We start from the raw sequence: 22,468 nt of genomic DNA, 5'->3' as shown, positions 1-22,468 counted from the left end.
GGGATGACAGGAAAAAGACTTTTTTTCCCTACCGGATCTTTTTTCACACCAGGAGAAAAAGACCTTGGCGCCCGGAAATCAGCCCGTTAAAGTCGAAAGTCCCGCTTCTCCCGAATACCTCCTTTCCCCGACGATCAACAGACGCCATCTGCGCGTCCGGCCCTCGCCAGCACCGCGTTCAACAGCACGTCCGCCCCCTGGGCCACATCACTGGGCAGGGCGTCTTCCGCCTCGTTGTGACTGAGGCCGCCCACGCAGGGAATGAACACCATGGCCGTGGGACAGAAACGCGCCAGGTGGATGGCGTCGTGGCCCGCACCGCTGACGATGTCCTGATGGCTGTATCCCAGGGCCTGGGCGGCAGCGCGTACCGCCGCCACGCAGTCGGCGTCGAAGGGTGTCGCCGGGCTCAACCAGTGGGGCTCGACCCGTGCGGCCAGTCCCCGCCCCTCGGCGACGGCGGCGATCAGCGCACGGGCCTCGCGCTCCATCCGCGCCAGCACGGCGTCATCCGGATTGCGCAGGTCGAGGGTGAACCTCATGTCGCCGGGGATGGTGTTGCGCGAGGACTTGGCGATCTCCAGCTGCCCGACCGTGACCAGACCGGCGGGGGCGAATCGCGCCGCCAGGCGCTCCAGCCCCTGGATCATCTCGGCGGCGCCGAACAGCGCGTCGCGGCGCAACGGCATGGGCGTGGTGCCGGCATGGGCGGCCTGCCCTTCCACCTGGATATCCAGCCAACAGATCGCCTGCCCGCCGGTGACCACGCCAATCACCTTGCCGTTGTCCTCCAGCACCGGCCCCTGTTCGATATGGGCCTCGAAGTAAGCGTCCAGCGGCACGCCCGGCGGGCGCTCACCGGCCTGTCCGCAAGCGGCCAGGGCCTCGGCCACGCTGATGCCCTCGGCGTCCCGCGAGGCCAGCGCGGCCTCCAGGGACATGGCGCCGGTGAAAGCCGCCGACCCCAGCATCGCCGGGGTGAAGCGGGCACCCTCCTCGTTGGTCCAGACGGCGATCTCCAGGGGCTTCTCGGTCTCGATGCCCAGGTCGTTCAGGGTCCTCACCACCTCCAGCCCGGCCAGCACGCCATAGACGCCGTCGAAGCGGCCGCCCTCGGGCTGGGTATCCAGGTGGCTGCCCATCATCACCGGGGCCAAGGCATCGTCCCGCCCGGCACGGCGGGCGAACAGATTCCCCACCGCGTCCCTGGACAGGCTCATGCCCGCCTCGCGGCACCATTGCCCGAACAGCTCGCGGCCGGCGGCATCCTCCTCGGAAAGGGCGAGGCGACGGCTGCCTCCGCGGGCCGTGGCGCCGACTTCGGCCATGGCCATCAGGCTGGCCCACAAGCGGGGGCCGTTGATTTTCAACATGACGCATTCCTCGTGTCCGATCAGGCGATACGACGCCTGCTCGGCGCCCTGGCCTTTTATCGCCGGCACCTGATAATCAAGCAAATTTCTAATCCTTATCATTAGAATAACGTCAGCTTATATTCGGACCGGACCATGGATGACAGACGCCCCCACCTCAACCGCCGCGCCCTCAACGAGCGGCTGGACTGGAACCTGCTGCGTACCTTCCTGGTGATCGGCCAGGAGCGCAGCATCAGCCGTGCCGCCGCGCGCCTGCACCTGACCCAGCCGGCCATCAGCCAGGCGTTGAAGCGTCTGGAGGAACAACTGGGTACCCCCCTGATCGCCCGACGCGGCCCGCGTTTCGACATCACCGAAGCGGGCGAGGAAGCCCTGCGCATCGCCGAGGAGATCAACGCCAACGTCTCGCGCCTGGGCATCGCCATGGACGAGCACCCGGAACAGGTGCTGGGCAAGGTGCGGCTGCTGTGCATCAGCCGTATCGAATCCGCCGCCTACGACGAGTTCCTCAGCGCCTTCCACAAGCGCCATCCCAGGGTGGAACTGGAGGTGGAGGTGATGCGCAGCGCCGACATCATCAGCGCCCTGCAGCAGCAGACCGCCAGCCTCGGCCTGTCGCTGTGCCGCGTACCAGTGGCGAAGCTGGAGCGCATCCGCGTCATGCGCCAGCGCTACGCCTTCTTCTGCGGCCGCCACCACCAGCTGTTCGGCCGCGACGACCTGACCCTGGACGACCTCAAGGGCGAGCATTTCGTCAGTTTCAGCAGCGACCAGATCGGTGGCAGCCTCTCGCCCCTGACCATCTTCCGCGACCAGCAGGGCTTCGCCGGGCGCATCGTCGCCAGCTCCCCCAGCCTGGAAGAGATCCGTCGCCTGGTGCATTGCGGCTTCGGCGTCGGCTGCCTGCCGGAGCACATCGTCCGCGACGACCTGGCGGCCGGCCGGCTCTGGCGCCTGCCGCCGGCCGAGGGCATCGCGGACGTCGACATCCACCTGTTGTGGAATCGCGAGCAGAAGCACTCCGTCGCCGAGCGCACCTTCCTCGACGAACTGCGCCAGCACCTGGAACGGGTGCCCCTCGAACAACGCCTATCGGCGGGATAGGTGGAGCCGAAGCCGGCAAATCCCTAGAATCCCCCGCATTCCCGAAGGAGACGATTCGATGCTGCTGGTGATTTCCCCCGCCAAGACCCTGGACTACGACACCCCGCCGGCGACCGCGCGCCATACCCAGCCGCAGTTCCTCGACCATGCCCAGGAGCTGATCCAGCAACTGCGCGAGCTGAGCCCCGCGCAGATCGCCGAGCTGATGCACCTGTCCGACAAGCTGGCCGGCCTCAACGCCGCCCGCTTCGGCAGCTGGCACCCGGACTTCACCCCCGACAACGCCAAGCAGGCCCTGCTGGCCTTCAAGGGCGACGTCTACACCGGCCTGAACGCCGAGGACTTCAGCGAGGATGACTTCGACTTCGCCCAGCAGCACCTGCGCATGCTCTCCGGCCTCTATGGCCTGCTCCGGCCGCTGGACCTGATGCAACCCTACCGCCTGGAAATGGGCACCCGGCTCGCCAACGCGCGCGGCAAGGACCTCTACGCCTTCTGGGGCGATCGCATCAGCGGCTGGCTCAACGAGGCCCTGGCGGCCCAGGGCGACGACATCCTGCTCAACCTGGCCTCCAACGAGTACTTCAGTTCGGTGAAGCGCAAGGCCCTCAATGCGCGGATCATCGACACCGAGTTCAAGGACCTGAAGAACGGCCAGTACAAGATCATCAGTTTCTACGCCAAGAAAGCCCGGGGGCTCATGGCCCGCTACGTGATCAAGGAGCGCCTGCGCGACCCGGAAGGCCTGAAGGACTTCAACGACCAGGGCTATCGCTATTCGGCGGAACACTCCGGTCCCGACAGCCTGGTGTTCCTGCGCGACGAACCCCGGGACTGAACACAGGAAACCCCGCCACCCGGCGGGGTTCTCGTTTCCCCCTCCGCGCCCCGCTCCCGATACCGCCCGTCCCGAGGGTGCGCAACGCACCCTGCCCTCCCTGCGATGCCATTCAAATGGCATCGCAATCATCAATATCACTTCAAGATCATATGGCCTGTATTTCGGGCTAATGAATACTGGCCAAGTTGTTTTCAAATACTGGCCAACTTGCAAAATGCAATCATCGAAAACTTGCAAATCGCACTGACTGGAACTTTTCCGGGACAGGCCAACTCTGAGAGTGCCACGAGAAAATCACGGAACTCAGTCAAGAAACTGCAACACTGAAATTCAAGGACGAACGGTAGGAACTATCCGAAAAGACGGACACTCATACCCCCCGTGACTTAATTCTTCACACCATGCTTCGGTGTGATTCCAAACTGCCTTGATGACTGTCGGCGTAAAGCCGAGGGGCAGACTTTATCTGGCGAAAGCCGAACAAGTTGATTGAGGAGAACTACGACAGACCCGACCCACTGGACAAAACCAAAGAGCCAGAGCCCTCGCGGCGATCAGCTCAGGACTTTACTGGGGCAAGCGTAATGACATGCCCGGTTCAGGCGCCCTGATATTGGCGTCCGGTATTACTCATGCCTGCGCACTTTGAAGTTGCAATAACAACATGACAGTGCAAACGGAAGTGGCAATAACGCCACTTATTTAACAGCGTGCTGAATGGACGAGGTGAATGCGATGCGAATCAGCATCTTCGGTTTGGGCTATGTAGGTGCAGTATGTGCTGGTTGCCTCTCTGCCCGTGGACATGAAGTTGTCGGCGTGGATGTTTCCCGCACCAAGATCGACCTGATCAACCACGGTAAATCCCCGATTGTGGAGCCCGGCCTCGAAGAACTTCTGCAACAGGGACTGAAGTCCGGCCGGCTGCGCGGAACGACCGATGTTTCCGCCGCCGTACAGGAAACCCAGGTGTCCTTCATCTGCGTCGGAACGCCGAGCAAGAAGAACGGCGACCTGTCCCTGGACTACATCGAAGGTGTCTGCCGCGAGATCGGCTTCGCCCTTCGCGACAAGGCCGAGCGCCACACCGTGGTGGTCCGCAGCACCGTGCTGCCGGGCACCGTCAAGGACGTGGTGATCCCGATCATCGAGGACTGCTCCGGCAAGCGCGCCGGCGTCGACTTCGGCGTGGCGGTCAACCCGGAGTTCCTCCGCGAGAGCACGGCCATCAAGGACTACGACTTCCCGCCCATGACCGTCATCGGCGAGCTGGACAAGGCCTCCGGCGACCTGCTGGAAACCCTCTACCGCGAGCTGGATGCCCCCATCATCCGCAAGCCCGTGGAAGTGGCGGAGATGATCAAGTACACCTGCAACGTCTGGCATGCCGCCAAGGTCACCTTCGCCAACGAGATCGGCAACATCGCCAAGGCCGTGGGCGTCGACGGCCGCGAGGTGATGGACGTGGTCTGCCAGGACCACAAGCTCAACCTCTCCAAGTACTACATGCGCCCGGGCTTCGCCTTCGGCGGCTCCTGCCTGCCCAAGGACGTGCGCGCCCTGAACTACCGCGCCACCTCCCTGGACGTCGAGTCGCCGCTGATCGGCTCGCTGATGCGCAGCAACGCGGCCCAGGTGCAGAAGGCCTTCGAGATCATCGCCAGCCATGACAAGCGTCGTGTCGCCCTGCTCGGCCTGTCCTTCAAGGCCGGCACCGACGACCTGCGGGAAAGCCCGCTGGTGGAACTGGCGGAAATGCTCATCGGCAAGGGCTTCGACCTGTCCATCTACGACCGCAACGTCGAGTACGCCCGCGTCCACGGCGCCAACAAGGACTACATCGAGTCGAAGATCCCCCACGTCTCCTCGCTGCTGAACAGCGACCTCGAAGCGGTGGTGGACAAGGCCGACATCATCGTCCTGGGCAACCGCGACGAACTCTTCGCCCCCCTGGCCAGCGCCGCGCCGCAGGGCAAGCAGGTGATCGACCTGGTGGGCTTCATGCCCAAGGGCACCCACGGCAACGCCGAGGGCATCTGCTGGTAAGCGCCTCCCCCTCCCTCCGGGGAGGGGGACCGCCCGCAACCGCCAGGAAGCATCCCTATGGAAAAGCTCAACAAAGGTCTGCTCGAAGCCTCGGGCTGGGTGTTCTATGTCATCGCGCTGATGCTGCTGGCGCTCGCCCTGCCCAAGTCGGTGTTCGACCCGGACTCCAAGCACTTCCTCCTGCTCATCGGCATCGTCGGCGTGTGGCGCTACTCCATGGGCGCCCTGCACTTCGTGCGCGGCACGCTGTTCCTCTACGTCGTCTACCCCTGGTACAAGCGCCGCCTGGCGAAGCTGGGCAGCGCCGCCGATCCCTCCCACGTATTCCTGCTGGTCACCAGCTTCCGCATCGAGGCGCTGACCACCGCCATGGTCTATCGCTCGGTGATCCGTGAGGCCATCGACTGCGGCTACCCCACCACGGTGGTCTGCTCCATCGTCGAGCTGTCGGACGAGCTGCTGGTGAAGAACCTCTGGGCGCGGATGGCGCCGCCGGAGCGGGTCAAGCTGGACTTCGTGCGGATTCCCGGCACCGGCAAGCGCGATGGCCTGGCCTACGGCTTCCGTGCCATCTCGCGGCAGCTGCCGGACGAGAACGCCGTGGTGGCGGTCATCGACGGCGATACCGTGCTCAACGAGGGCGTGGTGAAGAAGACCGTGCCCTGGTTCAAGCTCTTCCCCAACGTCGGCGGCCTCACCACCAATGAGTTCTGCGAGGTGCGCGGCAGCTACATCATGAGCGAGTGGCACAAGCTGCGCTTCGCCCAGCGCCACCTCAACATGTGCTCCATGGCCCTGTCCAAGCGCGTGCTGACCATGACCGGACGCATGTCGGTGTTCCGCGCACAGGTGGTGACCGACCCGGACTTCATCACCGACGTGGAAAGCGACTACCTGGACCACTGGCGACTGGGTCGCTTCCAGTTCCTCACCGGGGACGACAAGTCCAGCTGGTACAGCCTGATGCGCCTGGGCTACGACACCTTCTACGTGCCGGATGCCGCCATCAACACCGTGGAGCACCCGCCGGAGAAGCGCTTCGTCAAGGCCAGCCGCAAGCTGATGTTCCGCTGGTACGGCAACAACCTGCGGCAGAACGCCCGGGCCCTGGCCCTGGGACCGCGCCGCCTGGGCGCCTTCACCACGGTGGTGCTGGCCGACCAGCGCGCCTCCATGTGGACCTGCCTGCTGGGCCTGGCGGTGGCCATCATCGCCAGCCTCAAGTACAGCATCGCCTACCTGCTGGTGTACCTGCTCTGGATCGGCCTGACCCGCCTGGTGCTGACCCTGCTGCTGTCCGTCACCGGGCACCGCATCGGCCCGGCCTACCCACTGATCCTCTATTACAACCAGATCGTCGGGGCCCTGGTGAAGATCCAGGTCTTCTTCCGCCTCGACCAGCAGTCCTGGACCCGCCAGAACACCAAGCTCAACCGTGACCTCGCCAGCTTCACGCGCTGGTTCAACACCTGGTCCTCCCACGCCATGACCTTCTCCGCCACCAGCGTCTTCATCGCCACGCTGCTGGCCATCGTGTGAGCCACAGGAACCCGACAGGAATCGAAGCCATGAATACAGCCGTCAACCTCAATGTGGTCCATGAATCCGAAGCCCAGCGCCAGCACGCGCGGGTGAAGATCCCCGGCAGGATCCTCTTCATCGCCCGGGGCGAGCGCGTCGAAGCCTCCTTGCTGGACGTGTCCGCCGGTGGTTTCGCCTTCACCACCGATCGTCACTCGGCCAGCGTCGGCGACCACCACAAGGGGCGCCTGCTGTTCCAGATCGACGGTCTCAGCCTGGGTCTGGACGTGGAGTTCCAGGTGCGCAGCATCGACAGCCGCAACCACCGCGCCGGTTGCGTCTTCCACAGCCTGGCGCCCCGGGACATCGCCACCCTGCGCTACCTCATCAGCGCCCACCTGTCCGGCGAGCTGGTCACGGCCGGCGACCTGCTCAGCACCCTGCAACGGGAAAACTTCACCAAGCCACGCAAGCAAGGCGGCGGTGGCGGCATGGGCGCCCTGGGTCGCCTCAAGGCCGTGACCTTCAGCCTCGGGATCTTCGTGGTGGGGATCGGCGCCTTCGGCTACATCGCCAAGTCCCTCTACGGCCTCTATTTCGTCACCCACGCCGACTCGGCCCTGGTGGCGGTGCCCTCCATGCAGGTGACCATGCCCCGCGAGGGCACGGTGCAGAGCCTGGTGGGACCGGACGCCAGCATCGAGAAGGGCGCGCCCATCGCCTCCTTCAACGCCACCATGCTGGAGATGCTCAAGGGCCACCTCACCGACGATCAGCTCACCCCGGCCAATGTCGAGGAACTCTTCGGCAAACAGATGCAGGGCACCCTCACCAGCCCCTGCAACTGCAAAGTGGCGCGCCAGCTGGTGGCCGACGGCCAGTTCGCCAGCAAGGGCGACGTGATCTTCGAGCTGGTGCCCCAGGACAGCCTGGCCACGGTGCAGGCGCGCTTCCCCTTCCGCAACCTCGCCCAGGCCAAGCCGGGTGCCCGGGTAACCTTCCAGGTGGCCGGCGAGAACCACCCGCGCCACGGCCAGATCGTCAGCAGCAACCTGCATGACGGCAGCCTGTCCGCCGACATCCGCGCCACCATCCAGCCCGACGAGCCGCTGCCCAGCAGCCTCGCCGGCCAGCCGGTGGAAGTCAGCGTCGACCGGGGTCCGTCCCTGGACTGGCTGATCGACCGCGCCCTGGCCGCCGGCTTCTGAGGAGGCGCAGCCATGGCCCATCACGCCACTCCCGTCCTGCTGCTGGCCGCCGCCGTCGCCCTGGCCGGCTGCGCCGGGCTGCCGGACGAGCGCCTGGCCCGCGAAGCCCTGCAACGCGGCGACAACGCCACCGCCGAACGCAACTTCCGCCAGCTCGCCGAACTGGGTTACGCCGATGCCGCCGTCGGCCTGGCCGACCTGCAGGTGGCCAGCGGCGACCCGGCGCAACTGGAACAGGCCGAAGCCACCTATCGCCAGGCCATGGACCAGTCGCCCCGGGCCAAGGCCCGCCTGGGCAAGCTGCTGGCGCGCAAGACCGACCTTTCCCCTGCCGAGCGCCAGGAAACCGCACAGTTGCTGGAAGCGTCCTTCACCGCCGGTGAGGCCAGCAGCCTGCTGCCCCTGGCGATGCTCTACCTGCAATACCCCCAGGACTTCCCGGAGGTGAACCTGCCCGCACGCATCGCCCGCTGGCGCGCCGAGGGTTATCCACAGGCCGCCCTGGCGCAGATTCTCTATTACCGCACCCAGGGCACCTACGATCAGCACCTGGCGGAAATCGAACGCATCTGCACCGCCAGCCTGGCCAGCGCCGATGTCTGCTACGTGGAACTGGCCACGGTGTACCAGAAGCAAGGCAACGGCGAAGCCCGCGACACGCTGCTGGAACAGCTGATGGCCGGCTACCGTGCCGGCCGCATCCCCGCCCAGCGCGTGGATTCGGTGGCCCAGGTGCTGGCGGACGCCGAACTGGGCCAGCCGGCCGAAGCCAAGGCCCGGGAACTGCTGGAAGCCGTGGCCCCGGCCCATCCCGCCGCCTGGGTCAGCCTCGCCAAGCTGCTCTATGACTACCCTGGCCTCGGGGACACCGAGCAGATGCTGGGCTACCTGGAGAAAGGCCGAGCCGCCTCCCTGCCCCGCGCCGAACTGCTCATGGGTCGCCTCCACTACGAAGGCAAGCTGGTGCCCCAGGACCCGCAGAAGGCCGTTGAGCACCTGCTGCGGGCCGCCCCCAACGAGCCCGCCGCCCGCTACCTGCTGGGGCAGATCCACCTGCGCGGCTACCTCGGCGACATCGACCCGGACAAGGCGCTGGAATACCTGCTGGACGCGGCGCGCAACGGCCAGATCAACGCCGACTTCGCCCTCGGCCAGATGTTTTCCCAGGGCAAGGGCATCCAGCCGAACCCGGTCAACGCCTATGTCTTCAGCCAGTTGGCATTGCCCAAGAACACCCCGCAGGCCCTCGCACTGGCGCAGCAGGTCGAGCAGCAGCTCAGCCCGGAACAGCGCGCACGTGCCGAACGCCTGCTGCGCGAGGAACGCGCCGCCCGCGGCCTGACCGCGCCCGACACCCAGATGAGCAGCCTATGAGCCCCCTTCCCCGCCACGTCGGACCGAACCGTGGCCGGAGGAACGAGAGAGAAGAGAAACAGATGAACAAGCACCCCTGGATCAAGGCCGGCCTGGGCCTGTCCCTGTTGGCCGCGAGCATCGCCCACGCCGCCGAGCCCGAAGCCCGCAACTTCGGCCTCGATGTGAAGATCACCGCCCAGTCGGAAGACGACCGCGACCTGGGCACCCGCGATGGCGGCGACGTCAACGGCATCGGCCTGGACGTGCGCCCCTGGGTCTACGGCGAACGCGGCGACTGGAGCGCCTTGGCCCTGGGCCAGGCGGTCACCGCCACCGACACCGTCGAAACCGACACCCTGGAATCCGGCGATATCGACGCGGACGCCGGGCAGGCCAACAGCGGCCGCGAGCCGGACAAGAGCTACCTGGCCCTGCGGGAGTTCTGGGTCGACTACGGCGGCCTCACCGCCTACCCCGGCGAACACCTGCGCTTCGGTCGCCAGCGCGTGCGCAGCGACGAGGGCACCTGGTGGGACACCAACATCGAGGCCCTGCGCTGGAGCTTCGACACCACCCTGTTGCGCGCCCATGCCGGCATCGCCGAACGCTTCAGCGAATACCGCACCGACATCGACGAGCTGGCCCCCGAGGACGAAGACCGCCAGCACCTCTTCGGCGACATCTCCACCCAGTGGAAGCCTGGCCACTGGGTCGGCGCCAAGCTGCACCACAGCCGCGACAGCGGGGACCTGCCGGCCCCCGGCGAAGCCGTGGACGAAGGCTCCAAGCGCAGCACCGGCGACCTCACCTGGCTCGGCCTGGAAGCCGATGGCGGCTTCTTCGACCGCCGCTCCACCCTGCCCCTCAACTACTGGGCGCAGGCCACCTGGCTCACCGGTGACGCCGATGAACTGCAACAGACGGTGGTGGGCGACCAGGCCATCGCCAGTGGCCAGCGCCAGGTCGACGTCGACGCCTGGGCCCTGGACCTGGGCCTGCGCTGGACGCTCGATGACCAGTGGAAAGTGGGCGGCGCCTACGCCCGGGGCAGCGGTGGCGGCGATGACGACAGTTCCGAGCAGTTCCGCCAGACCGGCCTCGAAAGCAACCGCTCCAACTTCACCGGCACCGAAGCCCGCCTGCACCGTTTCGGCGAGGCCTTCCGTGGCGAGCTGAGCAACCTGCAGGTGGCCACCGCCTTCACCTCCTGGCAACTCGGCGAGGACTACGACGCCAGCCTGGTCTACCACCGTTTCTGGCGCGTCGACGACAACCAGGATGTCGGCCAGAGCGGAATCATCGCGCCCCTGGAAGACGGCGAGAAAGACATCGGCCAGGAAGTGGACCTGGTGGTGACCCGCTACTTCAAGCAGGGCCTGCTGCCGGCCTCCATGGCCGAGCACCTGGACGAGCGCTCGGCGCTGGTGCGCTTCCGTGGCGGCCTGTTCAAGCCGGGCGACGCCTATGGCGCCGGCACCGACTCGCTGATGCACCGCGCCTTCGTCGACTTCATCTGGCGCTTCTGATGAGTGCCCGGCGCATGGGAGGAACAACCGTGAAACGCGGCATGGGAACCACATTACTGGCGAGCGGCATCGTACTCGGTGCCCTGCAGTTCGCCGCCCCCTGGGTCCAGGGCGCCGAGCCCGCCCGGGGGCTCAAGGAAACCCGCAACTACACCGTCACCACCGCACCGGTGGATCAACTGCACCTCGAGACGCCCAAGGTGCCGGACCTCTCCGGCTACACCGCCGAGGCGGTGGAAGCGAAGATCGACCGTTCGCGGCCCGGCCGCGTCGTGGTCCGGCGCATGCTCCAGCAGGACGCCCTGAAGGACTTCATCGGCGGCGACGAACGCCTGCGGGAATGGGTCAAGCGCCAGCAGGGCATGCCCCAGGCGATCTTCATCGAAGGCGGCCATGTCACCCCCGCGGACATCGCCCGCGCGCTGCCCGACCACCAATTCGCCGAGGTCGAGCCGGGCGTCTACCTGTCCCGCCTGCCGCTGGTGGTGGCCCAGGACGCCAACCTGGAGATCGGCAAGGCCACCCGTGACTTCCGCCTGTCCCAGGAACGCGGTGCCTTCCTGGTCAACGACGGCAAGCTGTTCATCAAGGACAGCCGGCTCACCGCCTGGCGCGAAAAGGACAAGGCCCCGGCCCACTTCCGCTCGCCGTCGGAATTCCGCCCCTTCCTGGTGTCCTGGGGCGGCAGCGAGCTCTACATCGTCGGCAGCACCGTCACCAGCCTGGGCTACGACAACTCCAAGTCCTACGGCGTCTCCATCACCCAGTACACCCCGGGCATGCACGCGCGGCTGAAGCGCGCGGAACCCACCGGCTGGCTGCTGGACTCGGAGTTCGTCGACCACTGGTACGGCTTCTACTGCTACGAGGCGGCCAACGTGGTGATCAAGGGCAACACCTACCGGGACAACATCGTCTACGGCATCGACCCCCACGACCGCTCCCACGGCCTGATCATCGCCGACAACACCGTCCACGGGACGAAGAAGAAGCACGGCATCATCATCTCCCGCGAGGTGGACGACAGCTGGATCGTCAACAACCGGAGCTATGACAACAAGCTCTCGGGCATCGTCATCGACCGCAACTCGGTGAACAACCTGGTGGCCTGGAACGAGGTGTACCGCAACCACGCCGACGGCATCACCCTCTACGAGAGCTCCAACAACCTGCTCTGGGGCAACAAGATCCTCAGCAACAAGCGCCACGGCATCCGCGTGCGCAACAGCGTGAACATCCGCCTCTACGAGAACCTTTCGGCGGCCAACGGCCTGACCGGCGTCTACGGCCACATCAAGGACCTTTCCAACACCGACCGAAACGTCGAACTGGACCCCTTCGACACCAAGGTCTCGCTGATCCTGGTGGGCGGCAAGCTCGCCGGCAACGGCTCCAGCCCCCTGTCCATCGACTCGCCACTCTCGGTGGAACTCTACGACGTCGAGCTGCTGGCCCCGAGCAAGTCCACCGGCATCAGCTTCGCCGGCATCCTGGGCGAAAAGCAGGACGAGATCCTCGACCTGATGGTGCGCCGCAAGCAGGCGGTGCTGATCGACCCCGTCGAAAGCCAGGCCGAGCTCCAGGATTGAGGAACCCCGACATGCACACTTCCACCCGACTCCGCCTCGCCACCTCGGCCCTCGCCGCCAGCCTCCTGGCCGCCACGGGGAGCGCACAGGCCGCCCCCGAGTACAGCGTGCAACGCACCGGGCCGCTCTGCGCCATCGCCCAGGACCCGGCGAGCTACAACACCAAGTACCTGGACTTCTTCGCGGCCCTGGTGCAGGGCCAGGGCGACTGGCTGTTCCGCACGCGCTACGACCTGCGCACCGACTTCGGCACCACGGCCCTGGGCTGGCGAGAGCTGCGCCGGCTGCGGGATGCCCTGAAGGCCAGGGGCGTGGAGCTGATGGTGGTCTACCAGCCCACCCGGGGCCTGGTGAACCGCGACAAGCTGACCCCCGAAGAAAAGGCCCGCTTCGACTACGACCTGGCGAAGAAGAACTACCTGGCCGCCGTGGCGCAATTCCGCCAGGCCGGCATCTGGGTCACCGACCTCTCGCCGCTGTTCGACGAACGGGACCTGGGCACCGACTACTACTTCAAGGCCGACCATCACTGGACCCCGGCCGGCGCCGATCGCACGGCGAAACGGGTGGCCGAGACCCTGAAGCAGATCCCCGGTTTCGACGAGATTCCCACCCAGCGCTTCGAGAGCAAGGTGGTGGGCCTGCTGCCCAAGGCCGGCACCCTGCACAAGACCGCCGGCCAGCTCTGCGGCACCAGCTACGCCACCCAGTACGTGCCGCGCTACGAGACGGAAGCCGCCGGCGAGGCCAGCGGCGACAGCCTGTTCGGCGATGAATCCACCCCTCGGGTGGCCCTGGTGGGCACCAGCAACAGCGGCCCGGCCTACAACTTCGCCGGCTTCCTCCAGCAGCACGCCGGCGTCGAGGTGCTCAACCTGGCGGTCAGCGGCGGCGGCTTCGACAGCGCCCTGCTGCAGTACATGAGCAGCCAGGACTTCCACGACAACCCGCCCAAGGTGCTGATCTGGGAGTTCGCCACCCACTACGACATGGCCCAGCAGAGCTTCTACCGCCAGGCCGTGCCGCTGGTGAACAACGGCTGCGAGGGCCGCCCCGTGGCCCTGAAGAACAAGGTGAAGCTCCACGCCGGCGCCAACGAGGTGGTGGTCAATGGCAAGGGCGCCCCGCTCCGGGACCTGCGCGGCGGCGACTACCAGGTGGACCTCCGCTTCAGCGACCCCTCGGTGCATGAGGCCAAGGCGACCCTCTGGTACCTCAACGGCCGCCGCGAGAACTTCAAGCTGGAACAGAGCGACCGGGTCGACACCGGTGGACGCTACGTCTTCGAGCTGCGCAACGACCCCGACTGGGCCGACCTGAACCTGCTCGCGGTGGAAATCCACGGCCCCGAGCAGATTCCCCAGGACCTCAGCGTCGAGGTGAGCGTCTGCGCCCGGCCCGCCAAGGGCGAAAGCCCCCTCACGGCGCGCGCCGATTGAGGAAGGAGGAGATGATGAGCACCCGAACCTGGCACCTGGCCCCCCTGATGGCCGGCATCCTGCTCGCCGGCCAGGCAACCGCGTCGCAGCTGGTACCGCCACCCGGCTACTACGCCCCGGTGGAGGTCCGTGGCAAGGACGGCGGCAGTTGCAAGGCGCCGCCCAAGCCCTATACCGCCAAGCTGGAGTTCCGCAGCAAGTACGAGGGCTCCGACAAGGCCCGGGCCACCCTCAACCCCGAAGCGGAAAAGGCCTTCCGCGAAAAGACCGCCGACATCACCGACATGGAGCGCGGCGTCAGCAAGATGGTCACGGACTACCTGCGCAAGGGACAGCGCACCCAGCTGGAGTGCAGCCTGCAGTGGCTGGGCAGTTGGGCCCAGGCCAACGCGCTGCTGAGCACCGAGTACAACCACACCGGCAAGTCCATGCGCAAATGGGCCCTGGGCAGCATGGCCTCGGCCTACCTGCAGCTGAAGTTCTCCGACTCCCGGCCACTGGCCGCCTACGGCAGCCAGGCGCGGTTGATCGAGTCCTGGTTCTCGCACCTGGCCGACCAGGTGGTGAAGGACTGGAGCGGCCTGCCCCTGAAGAAGGTCAACAACCACGCCTACTGGGCCGCCTGGTCGATCATGGCCACCGCCGTGGCGACCAACCGCCGCGACCTCTACGACTGGTCGGTGGACCAGTTCCGCGTGGCCGCCGCCCAGGTGGACGACCAGGGCTTCCTGCCCAACGAACTCAAGCGCCGCCAACGCGCGCTGGCCTACCACAACTACGCCCTGCCGCCGCTGGCCATGATCGCCAGCTTCGCCCAGGCCAACGGCCAGGACCTGCAGGACGAGAACGACGGCGCCCTGAAACGCCTCGGCGAACGGGTGCTGGAGGGCGTCGACGACCAGGACGCCTTCGAGGACCGGACAGGCGAGAACCAGGATATGGGCGAATTGAAGAAGCACACCAAGTTCGCCTGGCTGGAACCCTGGTGCGCCCTCTACGGCTGCGAACCGAAGACCCTGGCCTGGAAGGACGAGATGGGGCCCTACACCACCTTCCGCCTGGGCGGCGACGTGACCCGGGTGTTCCACCCGAAACGGGAGGGCGGGAGCTGACCACGGACAACCCCCTCTCCCCCTGGGAGAGGGCTGGGGTGAGGGAAGTCGGACGCCGCACGGAGCCCGGCATCCCTCTCCCCCGGCCCCTCTCCCGAAGGGCGAGGGGAGCAACAACGCCAGCGCGGGACCAGGCCCTGGCACGGACAACCCCCTCTCCCCTGGGAGAGGGCTGGGGTGAGGGAAATCGACGCCGCACGAGGCTCGGCATCCCTCTCCCCCGGCCCCTCTCCTGAAGGGCGAGGGGAGCAACAACGCCAGCGCAGGACCAGGCCCTGGCACGGACAACCCCCTCTCCCCCTGGGAGAGGGCTGGGGTGAGGGAAGTCGACGCCGCACGAGGCTCGGCATCCCTCTCCCCCGGCCCCTCTCCCGAAGGGCGAGGGGAGCAACAGCGCCAGCGCAGGACCAGGCCCTGGCACGGACAACCCCCTCTCCCCCTGGGAGAGGGCTGGGGTGAGGGAAGTCGACGCCGCACGGAGCCCGGCATCCCTTTCCCCCGGCCCCTCTCCCGAAGGGCGAGGGGAGCAACAGCGCCAGCGCCGGACCAGGCCCTGGCACGGACAACCCCCTCTAGAGGGGAGAAATAAACACCGCCACCACGGCGGGCCAGACAACCCATGTTCAACGGAGAGACGCGGATGGTCTTCTCATCCAACGTGTTCCTGTTCCTGTTCCTGCCGAGCTTCCTCGGCCTCTACTACCTGATCGGGAACCGCTACCGAAACCTGCTGATCCTCGTGGGCAGCTACCTGTTCTATGCCTGGTGGCGAGTGGACTTCCTCGCCCTGTTCATCGCGGTGACCCTCTGGAACTACGGTTTCGGCCTGGCCATCCACGGGGCCGGCCAGGGCACCCGGAGCGCCCAGCGCTGGGTGCTCTGGGGCGTGGTGGGCAACCTGCTCACCCTGGGCTATTTCAAGTACGCCAACTTCGGCGCGGACAACCTCAACCGCCTGCTGGAAGCCCTGGGCTGGGAGCCCATGCTGCTGACCCAGGTGATCCTGCCCATCGGCATCTCCTTCTACATCTTCCAGTCCATCAGCTACCTGGTGGATGTGTACCGCCGTGACACCGAACCCACGCGCAACCTGATCAACTTCGCCGCGTTCATCGCCCTCTTCCCGCAACTCATCGCCGGCCCCGTGCTGCGCTACAAGGACCTGGCCGACCAGTTCACCCAGCGCAGCCACAGCCTCGACACCTTCTCCGAAGGCGCCACCCGCTTCATGCAGGGATTCGTGAAGAAGGTCTTCATCGCCGACAGCCTCGCGCCCCTGGTGGACCACAGCTTCGCCCTGCAGGACCCGAGCACCGGCGACGCCTGGCTGGGCATGCTGGCCTATACCGCGCAGCTGTACTTCGACTTCTCCGGCTACAGCGACATGGCCATCGGACTCGGCCTGATGATGGGCTTCCGCTTCATGGAAAACTTCAACCAGCCCTACATCAGCCAGTCCATCACCGAGTTCTGGCGCCGCTGGCACATCAGCCTCTCCACCTGGCTGCGGGACTACCTCTACATCCCCCTGGGCGGCAATCGCCACGGGACCCTCAGGACCTATCGCAACCTGTTCCTGACCATGCTGCTGGGCGGTTTCTGGCATGGCGCCAACTGGACCTTCCTGATCTGGGGTGCCTGGCACGGCCTCTGGCTCTCCATCGAGCGGGCCCTGGGCGTCAACGCCGCCCCCCGCGTGTTCCGGCCCCTGCGCTGGGCCTTCACCCTGTTCCTGGTAATGCTCGGCTGGGTGATCTTCCGCGCCGAGAACCTGGAAGTGGCCGGTCGCATCTATGTCGCGCTGTTCAGCTTCAACGGCTGGCAGCTCTCCGAGCTCAACCGCGCACAGATCAACGAACTGCAGATCGCCACGCTCTTACTCGCCTGGGCCGTGCTGGCCTGGTTCGGCCGCAGCCAGTTCCGCGCAGAAGCGCCGGTCGAAGGCCAACTGGTGGCCAACCCCGACGGCAGCCTCGCGCTGCGCCAGCCCCTGGCGATCGGCCTGCAGGCCTTCGCCTTGCGCTTCGCCCTGCTGGGCCTGTTCATCGCCTCGGTACTGAAACTCTCGGCGCAGAGCTTCTCCCCTTTCCTCTACTTCCAGTTCTGACGGAACCGCACCATGAATCGAACCCATGACCTGCTCTACGTCGGCGCCTTCACCGGACTCCTGGGGGGGCTCTGCCTCTGGTCCCTCGCCGGGATGACCGGCTTCGCCGTGGCCAAGGACACGCCGGTGCTCAATGGCAAGCTGGCCCAGGCCTTCGAGTCGCACTACGACGAGGCCTTCCCGGTCAAGCAACTGGGCACCAACCTCTGGGCCCTGGTGGACTTCGCCCTGTTCGAGGAGGGCCGCCAGGGGGTGGTGATTGGCGAGGACGGCTGGCTCTACTCGGACGAGGAATTCGACCCGGTGGCCGATGGCACGCGCCACCTGCGTGACAACCTGGCGCTGATCAAGGGCGTGCGCGACGAACTGGCCCGCCGCGACGTGCAACTGGTGCTGGCGATAGTTCCGGCCAAGTCGCGCCTTTACCCCGAGCACGTCGGCGAGGCCGAACCCACCGCCCTGCGCCAGGACCTTTACCAGCGTTTTCACGGTGCCGTACGCCGCGCCGGCATCACCGCACCGGACCTGCTGAGCACGCTGGAAGCGGCCAAGGACCAGGGCCAGGTATTCCTGCGCACCGACACCCACTGGACGCCCCTGGGCGCCGAGGCGGCGGCCGGACGCCTCGGCCAGGCGGTGGGCTCGCTGCCGCCCCTTGACGGCGAGCACCGCGCCTATGTGACGGAAGTCCAGGGCCAGGAGCCCTACAAGGGCGACCTGACCCGCTTCCTGCCCCTGGACCCGCTGTTCGCCTCGCTGATGCCCGCGCCGGACCAGTTGCAGAAGCGCAGCACCCGCAGCCTCGACGAAGGTGAGGCCGGCGCCGATGCCCTGTTCGCCGAGCACCGGGTACCGGTGGCCCTGGTGGGCACCAGCTACAGCGCCAACGAGCGCTGGAACTTCGCCGGCGCCCTGCGTCAGGCCCTGCAGCGCGACCTGGTGAACCACGCCGAGGATGGCCACGGCCCGATCCTGCCGATGCTCAAGTACCTGAAGAGCGAGGAGCTGAAAAGCGCCCCGCCGCAACTGGTGATCTGGGAATTCCCCGAACGCTACCTGCCGATGCACAGCGACCTGTCCGAGTTCGACCCCGAATGGGTCGCCGGGCTGCGCAAGGCCGGCGCGGGTGACGAACGCCTGGCCTCGCGCACGGGCGACTGAATGCCCCTCAGGGGCAGCACGGGGCCGCAACCGGCCCCTTTCAAGAGAGAAGATGGAGGTACACCTCATGAACCGACAGAAAAATCGCCACTGGATGTCCTGCGCCTGCGCCCTGGTGCTCGGTATCGGCGCCCTGCAGGGCGTGCAGGCCGACGAAGGCGGCCTGTACGGCCCGCAGGCGCCCAAGGGGTCCGCCTTCGTCCGCGCCTACAACGCCAGCAGCACCGAACTCAGTGTGAATGTCGGCAACACCGCGCTGACGGACGTACCGCCCCAGGGCTCCAGCGACTTCAAGTTCCTGCCCGCCGGCAACTACAGCGCCCAGGTCGGTAGCGGCAACCTCTCGGTGAAACTGGAGGCCGACCGCTACTACACCCTGGTGAACGAGACCGGCAAACAACCGCGCCTGGTGGAAGAGCCCCCCTACCGCAACAAGCAGAAGGCCCTGCTGCGGGTGCAGAACCTGTCCGACGCCACGCTCACCCTGAAGACCGCCGACGGCAAGACCCCGGTGGTGGAGGACGTGGCCCCCGACGGCCGTGGCGAGCGCGAGATCAACCCGGTGAAGGTGGGCCTGGCCCTGTTCGACGGCGACCGCAAGGTCAGCGACCTCAAGCCGGTTTCCCTGCAACGGGGCGAGGTGGTCTGCCTCTACGTGACCGGCAGCGGCGGCAAGCTGGCCCCGGTCTGGGTCAAGCGCCCGGTGGAGACCTGATCGCCGACTGAAGGAGCGACAACCGGCGCGGACCGAACCGCGCCGGCCAAAAGCCGCCCCGATCGAGGGTGGCGAAGAATGACATGTGATCGATGGAAGCAATGCTCTCAACCCATGACAGTTCCAGGAGAAACACCATGATTCCCGTGATCCTTTCTGGCGGTAGCGGCTCCCGTCTCTGGCCCCTCTCCCGCAAGCAGTACCCCAAGCAGTTCCTCGCCCTCACCGGCGAGAAGACCCTGTTCCAGCAGACCCTGCAGCGCCTCGACTTCGAGGGCATGCAGCCCGCCGTGCTGGTGGCCAACCAGGACCATCGCTTCATCGTCCAGGAACAGCTCGACGCCATCGGCCTGGAAGCCCAGTCGATGCTGCTGGAGCCCTTCGGCCGCAACACCGCGCCGGCGGTGGCCATGGCCGCCATGCAGCTGCTGGCCGAGGGCCGCGACGAGTTGATGCTGGTGCTCCCGGCGGACCATGTGATGAGCGACCAGCGGGCCTTCCAGCAAGCCCTGGCGCTGGCCACCCTCGCCGCTGAGAAAGGCGAGCTGGTGCTCTTCGGGGTGCCCGCCGAGCGGCCTGAAACCGGCTACGGCTACATCCGCAGCCAGGCCGATTCGGCCCTGCCGGACGGCATCAGCCGGGTCGAACGCTTCGTCGAGAAGCCCGATGAGGAAACCGCCCGCCAGTACGTGGCCTCCGGCGACTATTTCTGGAACAGCGGCATGTTCCTGTTCCGCGCCAGCCGCTTCCTCGACGAGCTCAAGCACCACGAGGTGGACATCTACGACACCTGCCTGCTGGCCCTGGAACGCAGCCAGCGCGACGGCAACGTCGTCACCATCGATGCCAACACCTTCGCCTGCTGCCCGGACAACTCCATCGACTACGCGGTGATGGAGAAGACCGCACGCGCCTGCGTGGTGCCGCTGACCGCCGGCTGGAACGACGTGGGCAGCTGGAGCTCCATCTGGGAAGTGCATGACAAGGACGCCGACGGCAACGTCACCAAGGGCGATGTGGTGGTCCAGGACAGCCACAACTGCCTGGTGCACGGCAACGGCAAGCTGGTGTCGGTGATCGGCCTGGACGATGTGGTGGTGGTGGAAACCAAGGACGCCATGATGATCGCCCACAAGGACCGGGTGCAGGACGTGAAGAAGCTGGTGAACAAGCTGGACGCCGAGGGCCGCAGCGAGACCCAGAACCACTGCGCCGTGTACCGCCCCTGGGGCTCCTACGACTCGGTGGACATGGGCGGCCGCTTCCAGGTCAAGCACATCACCGTCAAGCCCGGCGCGCAGCTGTCGCTGCAGATGCACCACCACCGCGCCGAGCACTGGATCGTGGTCTCCGGCACCGCCCAGGTGACCTGCGACGACAAGGTGTTCCTGCTCACCGAGAACCAGTCCACCTACATCCCCATCGCCTCGGTCCACCGCCTGGCCAACCCGGGCAAGATCCCCCTGGAGATCATCGAGGTGCAGTCGGGCAGCTACCTGGGCGAGGACGACATCGAGCGCCTCGACGACGTCTACGGCCGCGCCCCGCAAAGCGCCACGGTACACAGCATCGCCCGCTGACGGCGTCCAGCTGGGTTAGCATGGGAGGCCTCACACGGAGGTCCTCCCATGCTCATCGGCATCGTCCTCATCCTCACCTGGCTCATCCTCCTGCTGCGCTACCCGGCCAAGGCCCTGCCGCTGTCCATGGCGGCGGTGACCGGCCTGGGCCTGGTGGCCGCCTGGGTGCTCTGGCAGGAGCGCGTGGAAGAACGCCGCTTCGCCCGCCTGGAAATCCAGCTGCGCCTGGATGACACCTGTCCCGCCGACCGCCCCCTGGCCATCGTCGTCCACAATGGCGCCGACGCGGTGCTCCAGGACTTCGCCTGGCAGCTCCAGGCCACGCGTCCCGGCGACACCATCGACCTGGTCCAGCCCAGCTACGAGCACCCGCGCTACCTGGGCCCCCGCGAGATCCAGCCGGGCGCCGACTGGCGCGACTGCCTGCCCCTGCCGCCCATTCGCCAGGGTTATCGCGCACGATCCCTGGAGTTTCGCGCAAGCGATCTGCGTGGCACATTCGTCGACTGACGCTGCTCCCCTCTCCCCTCCGCCCAGCACAGAAGGACCTCGGATGCCCGCCCCCACCGCCCTGATCACCGGATGTTCCAGCGGCATCGGCCGCGCCCTGGCCGATGCCTTCAAGACCGCTGGCTACGACGTCTGGGCCAGCGCCCGCAAACCCGCCGACCTGGAACGGCTGGCCGACGCCGGGTTCAAGGCCGTGGAACTGGACGTCAACGACCCCGCCGCCGTCGCTACCCTGGCCCAGCGCCTGGAACGGGAAGCCGGCGGCCTCGATGTGCTGGTGAACAACGCCGGCTACGGCGCCATGGGGCCGCTGCTGGACGGCGGCGCCGAGGCCATGCGCCGCCAGTTCGAGACCAACGTCTTCGCCCTGGTGGACGTCACCCGCGCCTGCTTCCCGCTGCTGCGCACGCGCCGGGGCCTGGTGGTGAACATCGGCAGCGTCTCCGGCGTGCTGGTCACCCCCTTCGCCGGCGCCTACTGCGCCTCCAAGGCGGCGGTGCACGCCCTGTCCGACGCCCTGCGGCTGGAGCTGGCGCCCTTCGGCATCGAATTGATGGAGGTCCAGCCCGGCGCCATCGCCTCCAGCTTCGGCGCCAGCGCCACCCGCGAGGCCGAGGCGCTGATCGCCGAGGACTCGCCCTGGTGGCCGGTGCGCGAGGGCATCCGCACCCGGGCCCGTGCCTCCCAGGACAACCCCACCTCCGCGGAGGACTTCGCCCGTGCCTTGCTGGCCGCCGTGCGGCGTTCGCCCCGTCCGACGCTGGTACGCATCGGCAACGGCAGCCGCGCCCTGCCGCTGCTCGCCCGGCTGCTGCCCCGATCGCTGCTGGACCGGGTGCTGAAGAAGCGCTTCGGCCTCGATGTGACGCTGGAGCGCCCATGAACACGCCTCATCCCCTGGCCCTGCGCTACATCATGATCGGCGGCGTGGCGCTGGCCATGCTGCTCAACGTCGCCCTGCGCAGCCTGGTGCACCTCGGCGGGCTGCTGGCGACCCTGGTGATCGCCGGCGCCACCGCCCTGCTCATGTCCCTCGCCTTCCGCCTGCTGCACAAGCGCCCGCCCACCCGGGGCGAGGCCTGGCGCATCGTCATTGGCTACGGCGCCCTGCTCGCGGTCCTCTACCTGGGACTGCTGGGCATGATGACCCTGCAGAACGCCCCCGGCCCCATGGCCATCGCCCTGTTCGTCCTGCACTACCTCTGCTACCCCGTACTCGCCGGCGTCATCCTCCTTCGCCGTACCGGAGGCCACTCGTAGGACGAGACGGGCCTGCG

The 22,468-nt window shown here is 67.0% G+C and carries 18 protein-coding genes; 17 read left to right on the top strand and 1 reads right to left on the bottom strand.

Annotated elements, in window-relative coordinates; all coding sequences use genetic code 11:
- Positions 1-134: 134 nt before the first annotated feature.
- Positions 135-1,373, bottom strand: coding sequence for a Zn-dependent hydrolase (locus KF707C_RS05665; protein ID WP_036991424.1), 1,239 nt, complete (start codon positions 1,371-1,373; stop codon positions 135-137).
- 135 nt (positions 1,374-1,508) lie between these two features.
- Here KF707C_RS05665 and KF707C_RS05660 point away from each other — a divergent pair, with 135 nt between their 5' ends.
- The 17 genes from KF707C_RS05660 (at position 1,509) to KF707C_RS05580 (ending at position 22,451) form a co-directional block, all read left to right on the top strand.
- Positions 1,509-2,480, top strand: coding sequence for a LysR family transcriptional regulator (locus tag KF707C_RS05660; protein WP_003448862.1), 972 nt, complete (start codon positions 1,509-1,511; stop codon positions 2,478-2,480).
- 58 nt (positions 2,481-2,538) lie between these two features.
- A complete protein-coding gene (gene yaaA, locus KF707C_RS05655; RefSeq protein ID WP_003448860.1) occupies positions 2,539-3,318 on the top strand; it encodes a peroxide stress protein YaaA in 780 nt (259 codons plus the stop codon).
- Positions 3,319-4,056: 738 nt separating this feature from the next.
- Entirely contained in the window at positions 4,057-5,367 is a 1,311-nt protein-coding gene (gene algD, locus KF707C_RS05650) for a GDP-mannose 6-dehydrogenase (RefSeq protein WP_036991453.1), read from the top strand.
- 57 nt (positions 5,368-5,424) lie between these two features.
- A complete protein-coding gene (alg8, locus tag KF707C_RS05645) occupies positions 5,425-6,906 on the top strand; it encodes a mannuronan synthase (protein ID WP_003448858.1) in 1,482 nt (493 codons plus the stop codon).
- Between the two features lie 29 nt (positions 6,907-6,935).
- Positions 6,936-8,096: an alginate biosynthesis protein Alg44 gene (locus KF707C_RS05640; RefSeq protein WP_003448857.1), complete on the top strand. Its 1,161-nt coding sequence runs from the start codon at positions 6,936-6,938 to the stop codon at positions 8,094-8,096.
- A gap of 12 nt (positions 8,097-8,108) precedes the next feature.
- The gene (algK, locus tag KF707C_RS05635; RefSeq protein ID WP_003448856.1) at positions 8,109-9,470 is read left to right on the top strand and encodes an alginate biosynthesis TPR repeat lipoprotein AlgK; all 1,362 of its coding nucleotides are present in this window, start codon (positions 8,109-8,111) and stop codon (positions 9,468-9,470) included.
- 62 nt (positions 9,471-9,532) lie between these two features.
- On the top strand, positions 9,533-10,978 hold the full coding sequence (locus KF707C_RS05630) for an alginate export family protein (RefSeq protein ID WP_003448855.1): 1,446 nt from the start codon (positions 9,533-9,535) through the stop codon (positions 10,976-10,978).
- Between the two features lie 41 nt (positions 10,979-11,019).
- Entirely contained in the window at positions 11,020-12,567 is a 1,548-nt protein-coding gene (gene algG / locus KF707C_RS05625) for a mannuronan 5-epimerase AlgG (RefSeq protein ID WP_036991451.1), read from the top strand.
- 11 nt (positions 12,568-12,578) lie between these two features.
- Positions 12,579-14,006 carry an alginate O-acetyltransferase gene (locus tag KF707C_RS05620; RefSeq protein WP_003448853.1) on the top strand — a complete coding sequence of 476 codons (1,428 nt, stop codon included), beginning with the start codon at positions 12,579-12,581 and terminating at the stop codon, positions 14,004-14,006.
- Between the two features lie 11 nt (positions 14,007-14,017).
- Entirely contained in the window at positions 14,018-15,118 is a 1,101-nt protein-coding gene (locus KF707C_RS05615; protein WP_003448852.1) for a mannuronate-specific alginate lyase, read from the top strand.
- A gap of 640 nt (positions 15,119-15,758) precedes the next feature.
- Positions 15,759-17,225 (top strand): MBOAT family O-acyltransferase, encoded by a 1,467-nt coding sequence (locus KF707C_RS05610; protein ID WP_003448850.1) that lies wholly within the window; start codon positions 15,759-15,761, stop codon positions 17,223-17,225.
- A 12-nt stretch (positions 17,226-17,237) separates the two neighbouring features.
- Positions 17,238-18,386 (top strand): alginate O-acetyltransferase, encoded by a 1,149-nt coding sequence (locus KF707C_RS05605; protein ID WP_003448849.1) that lies wholly within the window; start codon positions 17,238-17,240, stop codon positions 18,384-18,386.
- A gap of 67 nt (positions 18,387-18,453) precedes the next feature.
- On the top strand, positions 18,454-19,101 hold the full coding sequence (locus tag KF707C_RS05600; RefSeq protein ID WP_003448847.1) for an alginate O-acetyltransferase AlgF: 648 nt from the start codon (positions 18,454-18,456) through the stop codon (positions 19,099-19,101).
- 137 nt (positions 19,102-19,238) lie between these two features.
- Positions 19,239-20,681 carry a mannose-1-phosphate guanylyltransferase/mannose-6-phosphate isomerase gene (locus KF707C_RS05595; protein WP_003448845.1) on the top strand — a complete coding sequence of 481 codons (1,443 nt, stop codon included), beginning with the start codon at positions 19,239-19,241 and terminating at the stop codon, positions 20,679-20,681.
- 48 nt (positions 20,682-20,729) lie between these two features.
- Positions 20,730-21,191: a hypothetical protein gene (locus KF707C_RS05590; protein WP_003448843.1), complete on the top strand. Its 462-nt coding sequence runs from the start codon at positions 20,730-20,732 to the stop codon at positions 21,189-21,191.
- Between the two features lie 43 nt (positions 21,192-21,234).
- Positions 21,235-22,074: an SDR family oxidoreductase gene (locus KF707C_RS05585; RefSeq protein ID WP_003448841.1), complete on the top strand. Its 840-nt coding sequence runs from the start codon at positions 21,235-21,237 to the stop codon at positions 22,072-22,074.
- Positions 22,071-22,451: a hypothetical protein gene (locus KF707C_RS05580; protein WP_003448838.1), complete on the top strand. Its 381-nt coding sequence runs from the start codon at positions 22,071-22,073 to the stop codon at positions 22,449-22,451. The genes KF707C_RS05585 and KF707C_RS05580 overlap by 4 nt, the downstream gene beginning before the upstream one ends.
- The last annotated feature ends 17 nt before the right edge of the window (positions 22,452-22,468 follow it).

Origin of the sequence: Pseudomonas furukawaii (assembly GCF_002355475.1) — a bacterium.
Taxonomy (GTDB): Bacteria; Pseudomonadota; Gammaproteobacteria; order Pseudomonadales; family Pseudomonadaceae; genus Metapseudomonas; species Metapseudomonas furukawaii.
The sequence above is the reverse complement of the archived record's forward strand: the minus strand, read 5'-3'. Positions and strand labels throughout refer to the sequence as shown.

Bases quoted from the DNA above. Each gene is read 5' to 3' on its own strand.
- KF707C_RS05665 (WP_036991424.1), bottom strand. From the start codon at position 1,373: ATGTTGAAAATCAACGGCCCCCGCTTGTGGGCCAGCCTGATGGCCATG.
- KF707C_RS05660 (WP_003448862.1), top strand. From the start codon at position 1,509: ATGGATGACAGACGCCCCCACCTCAACCGCCGCGCCCTCAACGAGCGG.
- yaaA (WP_003448860.1), top strand. From the start codon at position 2,539: ATGCTGCTGGTGATTTCCCCCGCCAAGACCCTGGACTACGACACCCCG.
- algD (WP_036991453.1), top strand. From the start codon at position 4,057: ATGCGAATCAGCATCTTCGGTTTGGGCTATGTAGGTGCAGTATGTGCT.
- alg8 (WP_003448858.1), top strand. From the start codon at position 5,425: ATGGAAAAGCTCAACAAAGGTCTGCTCGAAGCCTCGGGCTGGGTGTTC.
- KF707C_RS05640 (WP_003448857.1), top strand. From the start codon at position 6,936: ATGAATACAGCCGTCAACCTCAATGTGGTCCATGAATCCGAAGCCCAG.
- algK (WP_003448856.1), top strand. From the start codon at position 8,109: ATGGCCCATCACGCCACTCCCGTCCTGCTGCTGGCCGCCGCCGTCGCC.
- KF707C_RS05630 (WP_003448855.1), top strand. From the start codon at position 9,533: ATGAACAAGCACCCCTGGATCAAGGCCGGCCTGGGCCTGTCCCTGTTG.
- algG (WP_036991451.1), top strand. From the start codon at position 11,020: ATGGGAACCACATTACTGGCGAGCGGCATCGTACTCGGTGCCCTGCAG.
- KF707C_RS05620 (WP_003448853.1), top strand. From the start codon at position 12,579: ATGCACACTTCCACCCGACTCCGCCTCGCCACCTCGGCCCTCGCCGCC.
- KF707C_RS05615 (WP_003448852.1), top strand. From the start codon at position 14,018: ATGATGAGCACCCGAACCTGGCACCTGGCCCCCCTGATGGCCGGCATC.
- KF707C_RS05610 (WP_003448850.1), top strand. From the start codon at position 15,759: ATGGTCTTCTCATCCAACGTGTTCCTGTTCCTGTTCCTGCCGAGCTTC.
- KF707C_RS05605 (WP_003448849.1), top strand. From the start codon at position 17,238: ATGAATCGAACCCATGACCTGCTCTACGTCGGCGCCTTCACCGGACTC.
- KF707C_RS05600 (WP_003448847.1), top strand. From the start codon at position 18,454: ATGAACCGACAGAAAAATCGCCACTGGATGTCCTGCGCCTGCGCCCTG.
- KF707C_RS05595 (WP_003448845.1), top strand. From the start codon at position 19,239: ATGATTCCCGTGATCCTTTCTGGCGGTAGCGGCTCCCGTCTCTGGCCC.
- KF707C_RS05590 (WP_003448843.1), top strand. From the start codon at position 20,730: ATGCTCATCGGCATCGTCCTCATCCTCACCTGGCTCATCCTCCTGCTG.
- KF707C_RS05585 (WP_003448841.1), top strand. From the start codon at position 21,235: ATGCCCGCCCCCACCGCCCTGATCACCGGATGTTCCAGCGGCATCGGC.
- KF707C_RS05580 (WP_003448838.1), top strand. From the start codon at position 22,071: ATGAACACGCCTCATCCCCTGGCCCTGCGCTACATCATGATCGGCGGC.